Here is an 18011-nt window from a genome sequence, read left to right as displayed (position 1 = left end):
GGGGGCGCCCCGCCCGGCGACTACGGCACGGACGAGGCGCCCGTCTCTCAGTGCTCCCGGAACTCCGGCCGGTCGCTGCCAGGCTTGAGGTGCGAGTGAAGGGCGCTCTTCGCGATCTCCATCGTGGGGTAGACGCCCAGCCGCTCGTCCTTGCCCGCCATGTGGACGCTGAAGCCCTCGGCATCCCGTTGGATCTTCCCGACGACGCCCGCCGGGCCGTAGGCCACCCAGAGGCGCTTGGTCACGGTGTCTGACATGAGTGCTCCTTTGCTCTCGTTGCCGGGAGAGTACGCCCGCCGCGGCGGTGTCCGCCAGGGGCTGGCGCACGCGCGGGAGCGCCGGGCGATATCCTGGTCGCCGACCCCCAGTAGCTCAGTGGATAGAGCAGCGGCCTTCTAATCCGCCGGTCACACGTTCGAATCGTGTCTGGGGGACGTTGTCCCACATCGAGCCTGAGGAGGCTCCGCGCGGTGAACAATCCCCGCACTCTCATCAAGCGCCTGTTCATCACCTGCGGCATCGTCGCATGGGTCGGTGGCATGATCCTCGGCTATCTGTGCGAAGGGCCGTGGCGCACTGTCGGGTTTGCGCTCCACATCGCCGGCCTCGCTGTGGTTTTCGCGACATGCTTCTACAACCCGCCGGTCATACCGCGCGAGGAGGAATCCAGCGCCCGTGGTGGCTGAGCGCTTCTCCGATGGGGTCAGGCGATGAGCTCTGGCACCACGCGGTGCATCAGAAGCTAGAGCCCCTGGTCATCAGCGCCATGGTCGTGCGGCATGCCTCGCTCCGCAGCAGCACGGCGCGACAGGAGAAGCACAGCCCCGGCGGCGGCTCCGGCGCACAGAGCAGCCGACCACCAACCTGCGCCTGCGAATGCGATGGTGGCCGCTCACAAGGGGATCACACCGGCGGTGAAGAGCAGCGACGCCTTGTCCATGGGCGGAGACTACTTTTCGCGCTTGTCGACCTCGCGGTTGAGCAGCCGTCCCGGCGCGATCGCCCGGACGTCAACGATCCGGTCACCGGGCTGAGTCCGCCGGCGAATCTGTTGCAGCGCCCAGACGAACAGGACGAGCTCCATGACGACCAGGAAGCCGCCCACAAAAACGACGGGGGTGACTGCATTTCCCGCCGCAATCCGGAAAGTGAGGAGCGCTGTCATGATCGTGAATGCGAGGCCGTGGAAGATCGCCGACAGGACCAGAGACCGTCGTCGCCTTTGGAGCTCCGCCTGCTGGGTGTCATCGCGCACCATCGCAGCATAGGTCGGGACGCCGGTCACACGTTCGAATCGTGTCTGGGGGACCAGATCCGATGTCGTACCCCGTCAGTAGGATGTGGGGATGGTAAACGCCTCCGAGAACGACCGGCTCGTCTGGATCGACTGCGAGATGACAGGCCTCGACCTGGCCGTCGACGAACTGGTCGAGATCGCCGTCGTCATCACCGATTTCGAGCTGAACGTGCTCGAGCCCGGGTTCCAGATCGTCATCAAGCCCGACGCCTCGGCCCTCGCCAACATGGGCGAGTTCGTCACCGAGATGCACCGTTCGTCGGGCCTGCTCGACGAGATCCCCCACGGCGTGAGCTTGGCAGACGCCGAGTTCCAGGTGCTCGAGTACATCCAGCGCTTCGCTCCGATCGAGGGCAAGGCGCCACTGGCCGGCAACACGATCGGCACCGACCGCATGTTCCTCGCGAAGTACATGCCGCGCGTCGACCGCTGGCTGCACTACCGCAACGTCGACGTTTCGAGCATCAAAGAGCTGTCGCGCCGGTGGTACCCGCGCGCCTACTTCCAGGCTCCGAAGAAGAACGGCGGGCACCGCGCCCTGGCCGACATCCTCGAGTCGATCCGCGAGCTCGCCTACTACCGCGCCGCGGTCTTCGTGCCGCAGCCGGGCCCCACGAGCGACGAAGCGAAGGCCGTCTCGGCCTCGGCCGTGTCGTCGTTCGCACTGGACGTATGACATAATCGTTCAGTTGTCTGCTGCGGCAGACACATGGTGGCTATAGCTCAGTTGGTAGAGCACCGCGTTGTGGTCGCGGGGGCCGCGGGTTCAAGTCCCGTTAGCCACCCCAACCCCACGAAGGCCCGGAGAGCATCGCTCCCGGGCCTTCGTCGTTCCCCGCCATCGGCTTCTCCGCTCGACGTTGAGCCGGACGTGTCAGGCACCTCGATGTACCTTTTGTACCCGTCCGCGCACCCGCGCACACTGGCTCCCGACACCCCCCGGTGCCGCTACGCGGCACCATCCACGAACGGGAGAACACGCATGCCCACCATCGCGATCATCGGCGCCGGACCCGGACTCGGGCTCGCCCTCGCGAGACGATTCGGAGCCGAAGGGTTCGACGTCGCCCTCATCGCCCGCAACGCCACCACGCTCGACGGTCTCGTCGCGCAGCTCGCGGCCGAGGGTGTGACGGCGGCGCGGTTCGCCGCCGACGTCCTCGACCGCCCGGCCCTGCGGTCGGCCCTCGCGGCGGCGCGCGAGCGGTTCGGCGCCATCGACGTGCTCGAGTACTCCCCCGCCGACGCCTCGGCCGGCCCTCTCGCGCCGGTCGACATCCGCGCGACCACCACGCAGAACGTGCAGCCGCAGATCGAGTACTACCTCTACGGCGCGATGACGGCGACCGACGAAGTGCTCCCCGAGATGCTGGCGACGGGCGCGGGCGCACTGTTCTTCACCACGGGAGCAGGTTCGGTCTACCCGGTGCCGCGATACGGAAATGTGACCGTCGGAGCTGCGGCACTGCGCAACTGGGCGCTCAACGTGGGCACCTCGCTGGCCGATTCGGGCGTCTTCGTCGCCCATGTGGCGATCGCCCTCATGATCGCCGACGAGCAGCCGACGTTCGGAGGCCCCTTCCTCCCCGCGCGCGACATCGCTGAACGCTACTGGGAGCTCTACGCCGACCGTTCGAGGAACGAGCTGATCGTCACGACGCCGGAGCGATGACGGGCCCCGGCCGGGAGCGCGCACGTCGAGCGCCCTCCCGGCCCACGCCGCCGTCGGCGTGCGCTGCGCGACTGGCCGCGACGGCCTCGTGGTTCGCCGCAGCCCACACAGCCATCGCCCGGACGGCGGCACCCAGCGAGCGTCCGAGGTCGGTGAGTTCGTACTCCACGCGCGGGGGTACCTCGGCGTACGCCGTTCGGGTGACAAGGCCGTCGCGCTCGAGGGCCTTCAGCGTCACGGTGAGCATGCGTTGCGAGATGCCCGGAACACTCGCGTGCAGGTCGGAATAGCGCAGCGACTGCTCGCCGAGCGTGCTGACCACCAGCATCGTCCACTTGTCACCGATACGGTCCAACACCTCGCGGATGAACGCGCTCTCGGCGGGCCAGTCACGGCAGAGTCCGCTGATCGCCCGCTTCGCCGCCATGGCTATCCCTTCCGTCGACGTCTCCTTCGAGCCTATCCGCACGATCGGTGCGTAACGAGGCCGATCTCCGGCGCATCGGCCTCCCGCGCCCGTAGAATCGAAACCGGATGCCATGGCTCGCGCCCGCGGCATCCGCTGGAACGGCCGAAGACCCCGGGAGGCCCGCCGTGCACGACGACGTCGACGCGCCCGCGACCCTGCAGCTCGATGCTGACGCATTCGAGGCCCTGGTCGTCGACGAACTCGATCGGCTTCCCGACGACATGGTCGACGGCCTCGACAACGTCGTGTTCGTCGTCGAGGACCGCCCGGAAGACGGATCGCTCGATCTGCTCGGGCTGTACGACGGCTGGGCCCTCACCGAACGCGATCGTTACGGCGTCGGCGAGCTCCCCGACCGCATCATCCTGTACCGCGAACCGCACCTCGCGGTGTGCGACGACGAGACTGCGCTGCGCGACGAGATCCACACCACCCTCGTGCACGAGATCGCACACTTCTACGGAATCGACGACGACCGACTGCACGAATTGGGGTGGGCGTGATGGCCCCGCTCGCGACGCCCGATCTCGACATCGAGCGCGATCAGCAGACGACCCCCGAGCCGCCGTCGTCGTGGCAGACCGTCGTCTGGAACGACCCGGTGAACCTCATGAGCTACGTGAGCCACGTCTTCCGCACCTACTTCGGGTTCGACACTCCCACCGCCCACCGCCTCATGCTCGCTGTGCACCACGACGGTCATGCCGTCGTCGCACGCGGTCCGCGCGAGGTCATGGAGGCGCACGTGCAGGCAATGCACGACTTCGGCCTCTGGGCCACCGTCAGGAAGGACCCCTCGTGAGCGAGCGGATCGTCGTGCTCGAGATCAGTGGTCTCGAAGCCCTCCATCTCGCCGGGATCGTGGGCCAGTTCCGCGACCTGCTGGCCGACTCGCAGGCTGATGACGACCCCGCCGTCGCGCGGTTGCTGCCCGACGCCTACCCCGACGACGAGGCCGCGAGTCGCGAGTTCCGCCGGCTGACGGGGGGCGACCTGCTCGAGAGGCGGGCTCAGGATGCCGCGGTGCTCCTGCAGACGCTCGGCCTCGATGGCGGCGACCGCTCGACCGAAGACGATCCCGACGCGACGATCACCATCGCTCTCGGCGAGACCGAGGCCCTCGCCTGGATGCGGACGCTGTCGGCGCTGCGACTCGTGCTGGCCACGCGTCTCGGCATCCGGACCGAAGACGACCATCACCCCGACGATCCGCGCTTCGGGGTGTACGACTGGATCGGCTACCGCCTCGACGGGCTGATGACGGCGCTCGACCGACGCTGAGGCGCTCCCCGGTCGAACGTCAGGGCAGGCGCACCCGGAGCCCGGCGCGGGCCGCAGGGTCGTGCGCGGCGAGGTGCGCGTCTTCTTGCGCGGCCCATCGGTCCCAATGCGGGCGGTAGGTCTCGCCGTCACGTGCGAGTGCTCGCGTGCGCCGGGAATCGGTCGGTGCCTCGACCCACACGGTGAGGTCGGCCAACCGGGCCACCTCCGGAGTCAGGAGCCCCGACCCCTCGACGACGAGCGGAAGGGACGGGTCGATCGCGTAGGCCTCGGCACGCTCGCCGAGCTCCCAGTCCCATCGCTCCCAGACGCCGAGCAGTCCGCGGGCGTGCGGGAGGAGGATCGTCTCGCGAGCGTAGTCAGCGCCCGCGGCGAGGCCGTCCCACCCGGGATAGACGTCGTCGAGGGCGACCATCTGCACCCGCCCGCGCCCCGGCCACGCGGCCACGAGGCGACGGGCGAGTGAACTCTTGCCAGCTCCGCTGCGACCGTCGATGACGACGACCGGATTCGACGCGCCGATCTCGACGACGCGCGACGACATCGCGGCCACGGCCGCGGTGAGAGCGTCGTCGAGAGGGTCCGCTTTACTTCTTGAGGGCGCGGATGACACGGCTGAGGGCGCGACCGGCCACCCACACGAACGGGATGCCAACGGCGAGCAGCGACACGAGGTTCGGGTCGAACCGCAGGTCGTCGCCGCGACGGATGTAGGCGCCGAGCGGGAGCGTGTATCCGCCGCCACCGCCGCCGCCGTTGCCCTGCTCGTCGGAGCCGCCGCCGTACCCGGCCCAGGTGAGGGCGACGGGGACGATGCGGACGCCGTCGACGTCCTGCTGCTCGCCGTAGGCGGAGGTGACGCCGAAGCTGGTGGCCTGCTTGCCGAGTTCCAAAGCGATGTTGGGCATGGCTCCACCGTAGCGGCCCGGCGTCGGAGCGCCGAGGGGCGTTGCGCGACCGCGGTCCGCGTGTCAGTGGTCGTACGAGGGCCGGGGGTTGGTGGGGAGGGCTCCCCCGCCGCGCGACGGCCCGAGCAGCGACCCGCGAGTGACGGCGCCCCGGCCGAAGCGCGTCGTGGCGTCATCGAGAGCTCCTTCGACGCGGCGCCACTCGGCGTCGTCGTCCCACAGGGTGGCGGCCATCGCCGCCGGCTTGAGCTTCTCTCCGCGCACACCCACCAGGCGCACGGCCTGGCGTCGGTCGATGGCGTCGAACAGCTCGATGGCGGCGTCGCCGATGCGCTGGCCGACCGAGGTGGGCTCAGGCAGCGTGCGTGAGCGGCTCAGGGTGGTGAAGTCGGAGAAGCGCACCTTGATCGAGATCGTCGACGCCTCGTACTGCTGCGTCCGCAGGCGCGCGCCCACGCGATCGGCGAGCCGGCGGAGTTCGACGTGCAGCGTGCGGGTGTCGGAGATGTCGGTGTGGAACGTCTCTTCGTGCCCGATGCTCTTCTCGGAGCGCCCCGTGTGCACCTCGCGGGCGTCGATGCCGCGCGAGAGGTGCCAGATGCGCTCGCCCATCGCGGGGCCGAGAACCCGATCGAGCGCGGGACGCGGGGTGTCGAGGATGTCGGAGATGAGCCGGATGCCGCGGGACTCCAGCGCCTCGGCGGCCTTGGGCCCCACCCCCCACAGCGCGCGGACCGAACGCGGGCGCAGGAACGCCTCGGTGTCGGCCTCGGCCACCACGAGCAGCCCATCGGGTTTGGAGATCGTGGAGGCCATCTTGGCGACGTGCTTGGTCGCCGCGACCCCGATGCTGCACGTCAGGCCCGTCTCTGCCTTCACCCGGGCCCGCAGGTCGCGGGCGATCGTTCCCGGGCTCCCCCACAGCCGCCGCGCACCACGGACGTCGAGGAAGGCCTCGTCGATCGAGAGAGGCTCGACCAGCGGGGTGACGTCGTGGAAGATCGCCATGACCTGCCGCGACATCTCGGTGTAGCGGTGGTACGGCGGATTGACGACGATCGCGGTCGGACACATGCGCAGCGCGATCGCCACCGGCATCGCCGACTTCACGCCGTAGCGGCGGGCCTCGTATGAGGCGCTCGAGACGACGCCACGACCCTCGGACCCGCCGATGATGAGCGGCTTGCCGGCGAGCGACGGATCGTCGAGCACGGCGACCGAGGCGAAGAACGCGTCCATGTCGACGTGCAGGATGCCGGTGCCCGTGTCGTCGGCGTCGGGGCGCGAGACGATGCGCCCCGTTCCGTCACCTCGTCCCATGGCATCCATTCTCCCCCGGACCTCCGACATCGGCCCCGACGCCCGCGCAGGCTCAGCGATCCGCACGGTGTCAGCCCGCATCGCGCGGAATCCGCTGAGCGTGCGCGAATCACCGACGATGCGCACGCACCCCCGCCCGGAGACGACGGATGCCACGGCCCCACCCCTCGCGGGGCGCGGTGCCGTGGCATCCGGTGTCGATTACAGAGCGGCGGCGCGCTCCAGCACGAGTTCGCGCACGCGCGCGGCGTCGGCCTGGCCCTTCATGGCCTTCATGACCGCGCCGATGACGGCACCGGCGGCCTGCACCTTGCCGTCGCGGATCTTCGCGAGCACGTCGGGCTGAGCGACGAGGGCTTCGTCGATCGCCGCGATGAGCGCCCCGTCGTCGGAGACCACGGCCAGACCGCGGGCGTCGACCACCTCTTGCGGGGTGCCCTCTCCGGCGATGACGCCCTCGAGCACCTGGCGCGCGAGCTTGTCGGTGAGGGTGCCGGCGTCGATCAGTTTCTGCAGCGCAGCGACGTTCTCGGGCGACACGAGGTTGGCGGCGTCGCGCTCCTGCGCGTTGGCGACGCGGGTGATCTCACCCGTCCACCACTTGCGGGCCGAGGCCGGAGCGGCTCCCGCGGCGATCGTGTCGGCCACGGCGTCGAGCAGGCCGCCGTTGGCGACGTCCTGGAACTCGAGGTCGGTGAAGCCCCACTCGCCCTTCAGTCGGCGACGGCGCGCAGCCGGCGGCTCAGGGAGTGCGGCGCGCAGCTCCTCGATCAGCTCGGGTGCGGGCACGACCGGCAGCAGGTCGGGCTCGGGGAAGTAGCGGTAGTCGTCGGCATCCGACTTCGGACGCCCCGGAGAGGTGCGACCGGTGTCCTCGTGCCAGTGACGCGTCTCCTGCGTGATCGTCCCGCCCTTGGCGAGGATCGCGGCCTGACGCTGGATCTCGTAGCGCACCGCACGCTCGACCGAACGCATGGAGTTCACGTTCTTGGTCTCGGTGCGCGTGCCGAGCTTCTCCTGGCCACGAGGGCGCAGCGAGACGTTCGCGTCGCAGCGGAGGTTTCCGCGCTCGAGCTTGGCTTCCGAGATGCCGAGCCCTCGCACGATGTCGCGGATGGTCGCGACGTAGGCCTTCGCCAGCGCGGGGGCTGCGTGCTCCGCGCCGAAGATCGGCTTCGTGACGATCTCGACGAGCGGCACGCCTGCGCGGTTGTAGTCGACCAGCGAGTACTCCGCGCCCTGGATGCGACCGGTCGCCCCACCCATGTGGGTGAGCTTGCCGGCGTCTTCTTCCATGTGCGCGCGCTCGATCGGCACGGTCACGATGGTGCCGTCTTCGAGCTCGACCTCGACCGAGCCCTCGAACGCGATCGGCTCGTCGTACTGCGAGATCTGGTAGTTCTTGCCGAGGTCGGGGTAGAAGTAGTTCTTCCGCGCGAAGCGGCTCGACGGCGCGATCGAGCAACCGAGGGCGAGGCCCAAACTGATCGACGAGCGGATCGCCTCGGCGTTCACCACGGGCAGGGCACCGGGAAGACCCATGTCGACGGGAGCGACGAGCGTGTTCGGCTCGGCACCGTGGTGGGCCTCGTTCGCCGGGTTGGGCGCGGCCGAGAACATCTTGGTCGCGGTGTTGAGCTCGACGTGCACCTCGAAACCGAGGACGGGCTCGAACATCTCGAGCGCCTCGTCGAAGTCCATGAGTGCGTCTTTCGCCATCAGAGCGTTCCTTCCGGTCCCTGAGCCTGTCGAAGGGAGGGTGCCTTATCGAGCAGCGGGCCACCCCACTGGTCGACGAGCAGCGCTTCGAGGGCTGCGCCGACACGGTAGAGACGGGCGTCCTCGCGGGCGGGGGCGAGGAACTGGATGCCGACGGGCAGGCCGTCTTCTTCCGCCAGACCGCTCGGCACCGAGATCCCGGGCACGCCCGCGAGGTTCGCGGGGATCGTGGTCACGTCGTTGAGGTACATCTGCAGCGGGTCGTCGATCTTCTCGCCGAGGCGGAAGGCCGTGGTCGGCGCCGACGGCGTCGCGATGACGTCGACCTGCGAGAACGCGGCGTCGAAGTCGTGCTGGATGAGCGTGCGGACCTTCTGCGCGCTGCCGTAATAGGCGTCGTAGTAACCGGCCGACAGGGCGTATGTGCCGAGGATGATACGGCGCTTGACCTCGGGACCGAAGCCCGCGTCGCGCGTCGCCGCCATCACGTTCTCGACCGTGGCGGCACCCTGCGGGTTGACCCGCATGCCGAAGCGCACCGAGTCGAACTTCGCGAGGTTGCTCGAGGCCTCGGCGGGGAGGATCAGGTAGTACGCGGCGACGCCGTACTCGAAGTGCGGGGCGCTGATCTCGATGATCTCGGCGCCCTGCGCCTCCATGGCCGCCAGCGACGCGCGGAACGAGTCCGACACGCCCTTCTGGAAGCCGCGGTCGTCGAGCTCGCGGATGACGCCGACCTTGAGGCCCTTGAGGACCTCGCCGGTCGCACCCTCGCGGGCTGCGGCGGCGAACGAGGGCCACGCGTCGGACAGCGAGGTCGAGTCGTTCGCGTCGTGACCGCCGATGACGTCATGCAGCAGACCCGCGTCGAGCACCGTGCGCGTGACCGGGCCGACCTGGTCGAGGCTGGATGCCAGGGCGATCGCGCCGTAACGGCTCACTCCGCCGTAGGTGGGCTTGACGCCGACCGTGCCGGTGACGTGCGCGGGCTGGCGGATCGAGCCACCCGTGTCGGAGCCGAGGGCGAGCGGCGCCTCGAACGCGGCGACGGCCGCGGCCGACCCACCACCGGAGCCGCCCGGAATCCGGTCGAGGTCCCACGGGTTGCGGGTGGGGCCGTAGGCGGAGAACTCGGTGGAGGAGCCCATCGCGAACTCGTCCATGTTGGTCTTGCCCAGCGGCACGAGGCCCGCGGCGCGCGAGCGCGCGACGACCGTGGCGTCGTAGGGCGACATGTAGCCCTCGAGGATCTTCGACCCGCTGGTGGAGGGCATGTCGGTGGTGACGAGCACGTCCTTGACCGCGAGCGGAACGCCGGCGAGCTCGTGCAGCTGCTCTCCCGCCGCGCGGCGGCGGTCGATGTCGGCCGCGACCTCGAGGGCGTGGTCGCTCACGTGCAGGAACGCGTGCACGTCGCCGTCCACGGCGGCGATGCGGTCGAGGTGGGCCTGCGTGGCCTCGACGCTCGAGACCTCGGACGAGGCGAGCTTGGCTGCGAGATCCGCCGCTGTCAGACGGGTGAGGTCGGTCACTGCTCTTCTCCCAGGATCGCGGTCACGCGGAATCGGCCGTCGGCCTGGTCGGGGGCGTTCTGCAGCACCTGCTCGCGCGTGAGCTGCTGCTGCACGACGTCGGGGCGGAAGACGTTCTCGAGCGGGATCGGGTGGCTCGTCGCGACGACGTCGGGCGTGGCCACCTCGGACACCTTCGCGATGTTGTCGACGATGGCATCCAGCTGGCCGGTGAGGCTCTGGACCTCCTCGTCGCTCAACTGGATCCGGGCGAGCACACCGAGATGGCGCACGAGATCAGGAGTGATTTCAGACACCCCACGAGTCTAGTTCGCGCGAGCTCCGGTCCCCGCCGAGGACCCACCCGTAGGCTGACCGGGTGACGAGCTTCGATCCCCCGCGGCCCTGGACCTCGAGTTATGCACCGGGAGTCCCCGAAGACCTGGAACCCCAGAGCGGATCGCTCGTCGACATCGTCGACGCGTCGGTGCGCGACTACCCCGACGCCCCCGCTCTGCAGTTCTTCGGCCGTGAGACGTCGTATGCCGAGATGGCGGCCGACATCGTGCGCGTCGCGGCCGCGCTGAAGCAACGCGGCGTGAAGGCGGGCGACCCGGTGGCCATCGTGCTGCCCAACTGCCCCCAGCACATCGTGGCGTTCTACGCGGTGCTGCGCTTGGGCGCCGTGGTCGTCGAGCACAACCCGCTCTACACCCCGAGGGAGCTGCGCAAGCAGTTCGAGGACCACGGTGCGAAGCACGCCATCGTGTGGAGCAAGGTCGTCGCCACCGTGCAGGAGTTCCCGGCCGATCTGCGCGTCGACACTCTCGTCGCGGTCGATGTGACCACGGCCATGCCGCTGCGCACGCGTCTCGCCCTGCGCCTGCCGGTCGCGAAGGCCCGCGAGGCGCGCGCAGCGCTCACCGAGAAGACGAAGAACGCCGTCGAGTGGTCCGACCTGGTGCGCCACGCTCCCCTGCCCGAGAGCCACCCCCGCCCGGCCGCCGAAGACCTCGCGATCATCCAGTACACGAGCGGCACGACCGGCACACCCAAGGGGGCGATGCTCACGCATGCCAACCTGCTCGCGAACGCGGCGCAGGCGCGCGCCTGGGTGCCCTCGATCGTGCGCGGCGAGGGCTGCGTCGTCTACGCCGTGCTGCCGATGTTTCACGCGTACGGGCTCACTCTGTGCCTGACGTTCGCGATGTCGATGGGCGCGCGCCTTGTGCTCTTCCCCAAATTCGACCCCGACCTCGTGCTCGCGGTCACCAAGAAGCACCCGGCGACGTTCCTCCCGCTCGTGCCGCCCATCGCCGAACGCCTGTTGGCGGCGGCCACGGCGCAGGGCGTGTCGCTCGCGGGCACCGAGGTCGCCATCTCGGGTGCGATGGCCCTGCCGCACGATCTCGTGGTGCCCTTCGAGGAGGCCACCGGCGGCTACCTGGTCGAGGGCTACGGGCTCAGCGAGTGCTCCCCCGTGCTCATGGCCAACCCCGTCGCCGACAACCGTGTCGCGGGAACCGTGGGCCTGCCCCTGCCGGGGACCGAGTGCCGCGTGGTCGACCCCGACGATCCCACGACCGACGTGGAACGCGGCGAACTGGTGGTGCGCGGGCCGCAAGTGTTCTCGGGGTACTACGGCAAGCCCGAAGAGACCGCGTCGGTGTTCGTCGACGGCTGGTTCCGCACCGGAGACATCGTCACCATCGACGACGCCGGTTTCGTGCGGATCGTCGACCGCATCAAGGAGCTGATCATCACGGGCGGCTTCAACGTGGCGCCGACCGAGGTCGAGAACGTGCTGCGCCAGCATCCCTCGGTCGCCGAGGTGGCCGTGGTCGGGCTCCCGAACGAGCACTCGGGCGAAGAGGTCGTGGCCGCGGTCGTGCCGACGACGCCGGGCGAGTTCGACGCCGAGGCCGTGCGGGCGTTCGCCCGCGGCATCCTGACGCCCTACAAGGTGCCGAAGCGTCTCATCGTGGTCGATGAATTGCCGCGCTCGCTGATCGGAAAGGTCCTGCGCCGGCAGGTGCGCGACAAGCTGCTCAGCGACTGAGCACGCGCCCTGCACCGAATCCATCGCTCGGCGCAAGGGGCAGGGGGCGATTGGCAGCGCGTCGACGGATGTCACTACGGTGGGGCCATTCCGGACTGACTCGCGCCCGGAAGTGACCTTGGGGGATTCACATGATCAAAACGCGTACGTCTTTCGCGCTCGTCGCCGCATCGGCGTTGCTGCTGCTGACCGGGTGCTCGGGTGGCGGCGACTCGAACGCGAACGAGGCCGACACCAACGACACCGCCGGAACGAGCGAGGCCAGCTCGTCAGCGCAGGCGTCGAGCGCTCCTGCTCCCGCCGGCGACCAGTCGAAGGCCGACGCCTGCCAGATCGTGCAGGAGCAGTTCCAGGCCGTCAGCCAGGCCGGCAGCTCGATCGACACGTCCGACCCGCAGGCCACGCTGACGCAGTTCCGCGAGCTGGCGACGCAGGTCGACACCGAGTTCGGCGGCATCACGAACGAAGAGGTCGCTCCGGCCGCCCAGAAGGCGACCGGCGCGCTCAACGAGTACGCCACGTTCCTCGAGGGCCTCATCGCCGATCCCAACACGGCGAGCGGCCTCAGCGACCAGGTGACCGCTCTGCAGGAGAGCTTCACCGACGCGGCGACGGTGTGCACCGGCTGACCAGCTGACGACACGAGGGCGGGGCAGGAGAGCGATCTCCTGTCCCGCCCTCGTTCTCTGTTCCCGGCTGTGCGTCGCCGCCCCGGGCCGGTTCGTCAATGGCCCCGGCTAAGTCGGTCGTCACGGCGCATGGGTCGTCGCGGCCCCGCCGGTCGTCACGGCGCGTCGGTCGTCGCGGCCCCGCCGGTCGTCGCGGCCCCATCGGTCTCCGCCGCCTCGTGGGTCTCTGCGTCGTCCACCGCTGCAGCGTCGGGGTCTGGAGCACCGCCGTCGAGCGCCGCCGGCCCCTGCTCGACCAGGATGCGGAATTGCGCGGCGTCGAGGATGCGCAGACCCAGCTCCTCGGCCTTCGCGAGCTTCGAGCCGGCACCCGGACCCGCCGCGACGAAGTCGGTCTTCTTCGACACGCTCGAGGCCGCCTTGCCGCCGGCGGAGATGATCGCCTCCTGCGCTCCCTCACGGGTGTAGCCGTCGAGGGAGCCGGTCGCCACCACGGTGAGTCCGGCGAGGACTCCCCCGGCCGCTGCCGCCGCCCCGGGCCCGGGGTGGCCGGGAATGGAGAACCGCACGCCCGCCGCCGTCCATCGCTCCACGATGTCGCGGTGCCAGTCGACCTCGAACCAGTCGATGACGGCGTCGGCGATGATGCCGCCCACGCCCTCGACCGCGGCGAGCTCTTCGCGCGAGGCCGCCCGGATCGCGTCGAGTGAGCCGAACCACTGCGCGAGCGCGCGCGCGGCGACCGGACCGACGTGGCGGATGTTCAACGAGACGAGCAGGCGCCACAGGTCTTTGGTCTTGGCCTTCTCGAGCTCGGCGACGAGCTTGATCGCCTGCTCCGACGGCAGCACTTCGCGGTGGGATTTGCGGATGCCGCGTCGGCGCCGCTCCGCAGGGTCGAGGTCTTCGCTGCCCGGAGGGTAGGTCGCGGCGCCGAGCTTCTGGAACGGGGCGCGACGCACCGGTTCACCCGAGTCGGGATCGACCTTTCGTTCTCCGGTCTCGGAGTCGCGCACCACGACCTCGATGGGCACGAGCTCGTCGACCGTGAGGTCGAACAACCCCGCCTCGGTGTCGAGCGGAGGGCGTTCGGGGACCTCGGGCTGCGTCAGCGCCGCTGCCGTCACCTCGCCGAGGGCCTCGATGTCGAGCGCGCCGCGCGAGCCGATGTGCTCGACGCGACCGCGCACCTGCGCGGGGCACGACCGGGCGTTGGGGCAGCGCAGGTCGATGTCGCCTTCTTTCGCCGGTCGCAGCGGCGTGCCGCACTCGGGGCAGTCGGTGGGCATGATGAAGGCGCGTTCGGTGCCGTCGCGCAGCTCGACGACGGGCCCGAGCACCTCGGGGATGACGTCACCCGCCTTGCGGAGCACGACGGTGTCGCCGATCAGCACGCCCTTGACCTTCACGACGTCTTGGTTGTGCAGGGTCGCCTGGCGCACGACGCTGCCGGCCACGCGCGCGGGCTCCATCACGGCGAAGGGGGTGGCGCGGCCCGTGCGCCCGACCGAGACGACGATGTCGAGCAGCTTCGTGTTGACCTGCTCGGGCGGGTACTTGTAGGCGATCGCCCACCGCGGAGCGCGGCTGGTCGCGCCGAGTTCGTCGTGCAGGGCGAGTTCATCGATCTTGACCACGACTCCGTCGATCTCGTGCTCGACATCGTGGCGATGCTCGCCGTGGTGGGCGACGAACGAGAGCACGCCGTCGATGGAGTCTTCGACGCGGAAGTACGGCGAGGTGGGCAGCCCCCACGACGCCAGCAAGGCGTAGATCTCGCTCTGGGCGGCGACGGGAGGATCGGGCCAGGCGCCGATGCCGTGGACGTAGAGCGCGAGGGAGTCGATGCGCGCGAGTCCGGCTTCGAGCTCGAGGCCGGACTTCTTCTCGATCTGCTGACGGAGGCCTCCGCTCGCGGCGTTGCGGGGGTTGGCGAAAGCCGGGAACCGACGGGCGGCGGCGATCTCGGCCTTCTCCTCGTCGAAGACCCGACCGCCGCGACGGCCCGACGCCCGCTCGCGCGCCTCGGCGACCGCGCGCTCGCGGAACTCGCCCTGGAGCCGGTTGAGGTTCTCGAACTTCGCGACCGGGATGAAGACCTCGCCGCGCACCTCGACCAGAGAGGGGTGGCCCTCGCCGGCGAGCTCGCGCGGGATGCCCGCGACCCGCAGAGCGTTGTCGGTCACGATCTCGCCGACCCGGCCGTCGCCGCGGGTGGCGGCCGAGGTCAGCACCCCGTTCTCGTACCGCAGGTTGATGGCCAACCCGTCGATCTTCAGCTCGCTGAGCCAGTGCACGGGTCGACCCGCGGAGGCCTCGGCCTTGACCGCCCAGTCGCGCAGTTCATCGGGCGAGAAGACGTTGTCGAGGCTCAGCATGCGCTCGGCGTGCTCGATCGTCGCCAGATCGGTCGCCTCGGCGGCGCCCACCGACTGGGTCGGGCTGTCTTGCCCCTGAAGTTCGGGATACAGCCGCTCGATCGCCTCGAGACGGTGCATCCACCCGTCGTAGGTGGCGTCGTCGACCAGCTCGGCGTCGCGCCCGTAGTAGGCGTCGCGCGCGCCCAGGATGCGCTGCGAGAGATCGCCCGCCTCGGCGCGTGCCTGGTCGAGGGTCAGGTCGGGAAGCTGATCGTGCTCGGTCACGTCTCCAGCTTAGGGAGGGGGTACGACATCGCCCCGGGCCTTGCCCGCCGCGTTCCGCGACGATCGCGACATCCGGCTGAGCGGAGGGGATTCGGGGAAGGGAGGGGAACAGAACGCGTCAGCGCCCTCCTTTCCCCGGACCTCCCGTCGCCCAGGCTGCGGTCGGCTCAGACCTCGACCGGCACCGCCGACACCGTGCGGTCGATCGTGAACTGACCGATCACGCGCGTTCCGTCGTAGAGCACGGCGGTCTGTCCGGGCGCGACGCCGTCGAACGGCGTCTCGGGGCGCACGGTGAGCACGCCGTCGACGAACTCCGCGAACGCCGGCACCGGGTCGGCGTGGGCGCGGATCTGCACGTCGCACGCGAAGGAGTCGGCATCCGGAGCCCGACCTGCCCAGGTGAAGCGCTCCCCCGCGATCTCGGAGCACGCGAGCGCCTCCTTCGGCCCGACCACCACGGTGTTGTTGATGGGGCGCACCTCGAGGACGAAGCGGGGCTTGCCGTCGGCGGCGGGCACGCCGAGCTGCAGGCCGCGGCGCTGCCCCACGGTGAAGGCGTGCGCGCCCTCGTGCGTGCCCACCACGGCTCCGGTGCGGTCGAGGATCTCGCCGCGCTCGGCGCCCACCTTGTCGGCGAGCCAGCCGCGCGTGTCGCCGTCGGGGATGAAGCAGATGTCGTGACTGTCGGGCTTCTGCGCGACCGAGAGTCCGCGCTCCTCCGCCTCGGCGCGCACGAGCGCCTTCGAGGGGGTCGAGCCGAGCGGGAAGTACGTGTGCGCGAGCTGCTCGGCGGTGAGCACTCCCAGCACGTACGACTGGTCCTTGGCGTTGTCGGAGGCCCGGTGCAGCTCGCGTCCCTCGGGCGTGTCGACGAGCGTGGCGTAGTGGCCCGTGCACACGGCGTCGAAGCCGAGCTCGACCGCGCGCTCGAGGAGGGCGGCGAACTTGATCTTCTCGTTGCAGCGCATGCAGGGGTTGGGGGTGCGCCCGGCGCGGTACTCCGACACGAAGTCGTCGATCACGTCGTCGCGGAAACGCTCCGAGAAGTCCCACACGTAGAACGGCATGCCGAGCTTGTCGGCGGCGCGGCGGGCGTCCATCGCGTCTTCGATCGTGCAGCAGCCGCGGCTGCCGGCCCGCAGCGTCCCCCCGGCGCGCGAAAGCGCCAGATGCACGCCGACTACGTCGTGACCCGCCTCGACCGCGCGGGCCGCAGCCACCGCGGAGTCGACTCCACCGCTCATCGCCGCAAGAACTCGCATGCAGCCAGTCTACGAAGCCCGGTCTGAACGAGCGCCGGATGGGGCTCCGGATGCCACGGCCCGGGCGTACACCTCGGGCAGGCGGGCGAGAAGAGCGTCGACGTCCTCGGCGGTGGAGGTGCGCCCGAGGGTGAAACGCAGCACCGACCGCGCCGCGCGCTCGTCGAGGCCGAGGGCGAGCACGACGTGCGACGGCTCGGCGACCCCGGCCTGGCACGCCGACCCGGTGGAGACGGCGAAGCCGTGCATGTCGAGCAGGAACAGCAACGTCTCGCCCGCGGCATCCGGGAACAGCACGTGCGCGTTGCCGGGCAGACGATCCGTCGGGTCGCCGAGCAGCCGTGCGGCCGGGACCCCCGCGCGGATCCCGGCGATCAGGCGATCGCGCAGCCCGCGCAGACGCTCGGACTCGGCCTCGCGCTCGATCTCGGCGACGGTCGCCGCCGCGGCGAAGGCGGCCGCCCCCGCGACGTCCTGGGTGCCCGCGCGCAGGCTGCGCTGCTGGCCGCCGCCGTGCACGAGAGGGGTGACGCGAGCGTGCCGCGACACAACGGCCGCACCGACGCCCACGGGTCCGCCGACCTTGTGAGCCGACACCGACATCGTCACGAGTCCGGATGCCGCGGACCCGGCGCCGCGCCACGCCGCGAAGTCCACGGGGATCTGGCCGAGGGCCGACACCGCGTCGAGGTGCAGCGGGACTCCCGCCGCAGCGGCCGCCGAGGCCAGGCCCGCGGCATCCTGGATCGTCCCGACCTCGTTGTTGGCCACGAGCGCCGTCGCGAGCGCGGCACCCGGCAGAGCGGCGGCGAAGACCTCGGGCACGATGCGTCCGCCCTCGTCGAGCGCGACGGGGCGCACCGTCGCGCCCTCGGCCGACGCGAGCCACTGCACCACGTCGAGGGTCGCGTGATGCTCTCCGTCGGGCAGCACCACCGCGTCTTCACCTTCGGCCCGCGACCACCACAGCCCCTTCAGCGCGAGGTTCGCGGCCTCGGTCCCGCCCGAGGTGAAGACGACCTCGATCGGCTGGCAGCCGAGCACCGCGGCCAGGCTCTCGCGGGCGTCCTCGAGCAGGCGGCGGGCCTGCTGCCCCGCGCCGTGGATCGACGACGGATTGCCGAGCACCTCGTGCGCCGCGAGCCACGCGTCGCGCGCCTCGGGCCGCAGCGGGGTCGTCGCCGCGTGATCGAGGTATACCCGCATCCACGCCCTCCCGGTTTCGCCTGCCGCGGT

The 18011-nt window shown here is 70.4% G+C and carries 20 protein-coding genes and 2 tRNA genes; 10 read left to right on the top strand and 12 right to left on the bottom strand.

The features are described from left to right. Positions 1-47 precede the first annotated feature (47 nt). Positions 48-257 carry a methyltransferase gene (locus tag ABXS86_RS01700; RefSeq protein ID WP_154096540.1) on the bottom strand — a complete coding sequence of 70 codons (210 nt, stop codon included), beginning with the start codon at positions 255-257 and terminating at the stop codon, positions 48-50. A 104-nt stretch (positions 258-361) separates the two neighbouring features. On the opposite strand from ABXS86_RS01700, the gene ABXS86_RS01695 reads away from it, so the two are divergent. Both ABXS86_RS01695 and ABXS86_RS01690 read left to right on the top strand, forming a co-directional pair. Then, positions 362-434, top strand: a tRNA-Arg gene (locus tag ABXS86_RS01695). A 36-nt stretch (positions 435-470) separates the two neighbouring features. Beyond that, positions 471-686 carry a hypothetical protein gene (locus ABXS86_RS01690; protein WP_353665417.1) on the top strand — a complete coding sequence of 72 codons (216 nt, stop codon included), beginning with the start codon at positions 471-473 and terminating at the stop codon, positions 684-686. Positions 687-949: 263 nt separating this feature from the next. Here ABXS86_RS01690 and ABXS86_RS01685 read toward each other — a convergent pair whose 3' ends face one another. Beyond that, on the bottom strand, positions 950-1255 hold the full coding sequence (locus tag ABXS86_RS01685) for a hypothetical protein (protein WP_353665416.1): 306 nt from the start codon (positions 1253-1255) through the stop codon (positions 950-952). A 91-nt stretch (positions 1256-1346) separates the two neighbouring features. Here ABXS86_RS01685 and orn point away from each other — a divergent pair, with 91 nt between their 5' ends. The 3 genes from orn (at position 1347) to ABXS86_RS01670 (ending at position 2969) form a co-directional block, all read left to right on the top strand. Continuing rightward, entirely contained in the window at positions 1347-1973 is a 627-nt protein-coding gene (gene orn / locus ABXS86_RS01680; protein WP_353665415.1) for an oligoribonuclease, read from the top strand. A gap of 36 nt (positions 1974-2009) precedes the next feature. Beyond that, a tRNA-His gene (locus ABXS86_RS01675) sits at positions 2010-2085 on the top strand. Between the two features lie 194 nt (positions 2086-2279). Further along, positions 2280-2969 carry an SDR family NAD(P)-dependent oxidoreductase gene (locus ABXS86_RS01670; RefSeq protein WP_353665414.1) on the top strand — a complete coding sequence of 230 codons (690 nt, stop codon included), beginning with the start codon at positions 2280-2282 and terminating at the stop codon, positions 2967-2969. Here the strand turns inward: ABXS86_RS01670 and ABXS86_RS01665 are convergent. After that, a complete protein-coding gene (locus ABXS86_RS01665) occupies positions 2950-3396 on the bottom strand; it encodes a winged helix-turn-helix transcriptional regulator (protein WP_307211440.1) in 447 nt (148 codons plus the stop codon). The two genes, ABXS86_RS01670 and ABXS86_RS01665, sit on opposite strands and share 20 nt — an antisense overlap. A gap of 197 nt (positions 3397-3593) precedes the next feature. On the opposite strand from ABXS86_RS01665, the gene ABXS86_RS01660 reads away from it, so the two are divergent. The 3 genes from ABXS86_RS01660 to ABXS86_RS01650 are packed head-to-tail and all read left to right on the top strand — an operon-like array spanning position 3594 to position 4719. Then, a complete protein-coding gene (locus tag ABXS86_RS01660; protein WP_316001335.1) occupies positions 3594-3941 on the top strand; it encodes a metallopeptidase family protein in 348 nt (115 codons plus the stop codon). Next, a complete protein-coding gene (gene clpS / locus ABXS86_RS01655; RefSeq protein ID WP_307211442.1) occupies positions 3941-4240 on the top strand; it encodes an ATP-dependent Clp protease adapter ClpS in 300 nt (99 codons plus the stop codon). The genes ABXS86_RS01660 and clpS overlap by 1 nt, the downstream gene beginning before the upstream one ends. Then, on the top strand, positions 4237-4719 hold the full coding sequence (locus ABXS86_RS01650; RefSeq protein WP_353665413.1) for a DUF2017 family protein: 483 nt from the start codon (positions 4237-4239) through the stop codon (positions 4717-4719). Before clpS ends, ABXS86_RS01650 begins: the two co-directional genes overlap by 4 nt. 19 nt (positions 4720-4738) lie before the next feature. Here the strand turns inward: ABXS86_RS01650 and ABXS86_RS01645 are convergent, their stop codons facing one another. From ABXS86_RS01645 to gatC, 6 genes are all read right to left on the bottom strand, one after another. Beyond that, positions 4739-5332: a hypothetical protein gene (locus ABXS86_RS01645; protein ID WP_353665412.1), complete on the bottom strand. Its 594-nt coding sequence runs from the start codon at positions 5330-5332 to the stop codon at positions 4739-4741. Then, on the bottom strand, positions 5307-5627 hold the full coding sequence (locus ABXS86_RS01640; RefSeq protein WP_076675934.1) for a hypothetical protein: 321 nt from the start codon (positions 5625-5627) through the stop codon (positions 5307-5309). The genes ABXS86_RS01645 and ABXS86_RS01640 overlap by 26 nt, the downstream gene beginning before the upstream one ends. A gap of 63 nt (positions 5628-5690) precedes the next feature. After that, on the bottom strand, positions 5691-6947 hold the full coding sequence (locus ABXS86_RS01635; protein WP_307211449.1) for a DNA polymerase IV: 1257 nt from the start codon (positions 6945-6947) through the stop codon (positions 5691-5693). A gap of 201 nt (positions 6948-7148) precedes the next feature. After that, positions 7149-8666, bottom strand: coding sequence for an Asp-tRNA(Asn)/Glu-tRNA(Gln) amidotransferase subunit GatB (gene gatB, locus ABXS86_RS01630; protein ID WP_353665411.1), 1518 nt, complete (start codon positions 8664-8666; stop codon positions 7149-7151). After that, entirely contained in the window at positions 8666-10198 is a 1533-nt protein-coding gene (gatA, locus tag ABXS86_RS01625) for an Asp-tRNA(Asn)/Glu-tRNA(Gln) amidotransferase subunit GatA (RefSeq protein WP_353665410.1), read from the bottom strand. The genes gatB and gatA overlap by 1 nt, the downstream gene beginning before the upstream one ends. Continuing rightward, on the bottom strand, positions 10195-10494 hold the full coding sequence (gatC, locus tag ABXS86_RS01620) for an Asp-tRNA(Asn)/Glu-tRNA(Gln) amidotransferase subunit GatC (protein WP_058231460.1): 300 nt from the start codon (positions 10492-10494) through the stop codon (positions 10195-10197). Before gatC ends, gatA begins: the two co-directional genes overlap by 4 nt. Before the next feature lie 62 nt (positions 10495-10556). Here gatC and ABXS86_RS01615 point away from each other — a divergent pair, with 62 nt between their 5' ends. Next, complete coding sequence (locus ABXS86_RS01615; protein WP_353665409.1) at positions 10557-12236, top strand: long-chain-fatty-acid--CoA ligase; 1680 nt, start codon at positions 10557-10559, stop codon at positions 12234-12236. 131 nt (positions 12237-12367) lie between these two features. Then, positions 12368-12865 carry a hypothetical protein gene (locus ABXS86_RS01610; protein ID WP_353665408.1) on the top strand — a complete coding sequence of 166 codons (498 nt, stop codon included), beginning with the start codon at positions 12368-12370 and terminating at the stop codon, positions 12863-12865. Between the two features lie 155 nt (positions 12866-13020). Here ABXS86_RS01610 and ligA read toward each other — a convergent pair whose 3' ends face one another. The 3 genes from ligA to ABXS86_RS01595 form a co-directional block, all read right to left on the bottom strand. Next, complete coding sequence (gene ligA, locus ABXS86_RS01605; protein WP_353665407.1) at positions 13021-15510, bottom strand: NAD-dependent DNA ligase LigA; 2490 nt, start codon at positions 15508-15510, stop codon at positions 13021-13023. A gap of 167 nt (positions 15511-15677) precedes the next feature. Then, positions 15678-16775: a tRNA 2-thiouridine(34) synthase MnmA gene (gene mnmA / locus ABXS86_RS01600; RefSeq protein WP_307211468.1), complete on the bottom strand. Its 1098-nt coding sequence runs from the start codon at positions 16773-16775 to the stop codon at positions 15678-15680. A gap of 9 nt (positions 16776-16784) precedes the next feature. Continuing rightward, positions 16785-17981, bottom strand: a complete 1197-nt coding sequence (locus tag ABXS86_RS01595; protein WP_353665406.1) for a cysteine desulfurase family protein — start codon at positions 17979-17981, stop codon at positions 16785-16787. Positions 17982-18011: the final 30 nt, after the last annotated feature.

Origin of the sequence: Microbacterium sp. che218 (assembly GCF_040436305.1) — a bacterium.
Taxonomy (GTDB): Bacteria; Actinomycetota; Actinomycetes; order Actinomycetales; family Microbacteriaceae; genus Microbacterium; species Microbacterium algihabitans.
The sequence above is the reverse complement of the archived record's forward strand: the minus strand, read 5'-3'. Positions and strand labels throughout refer to the sequence as shown.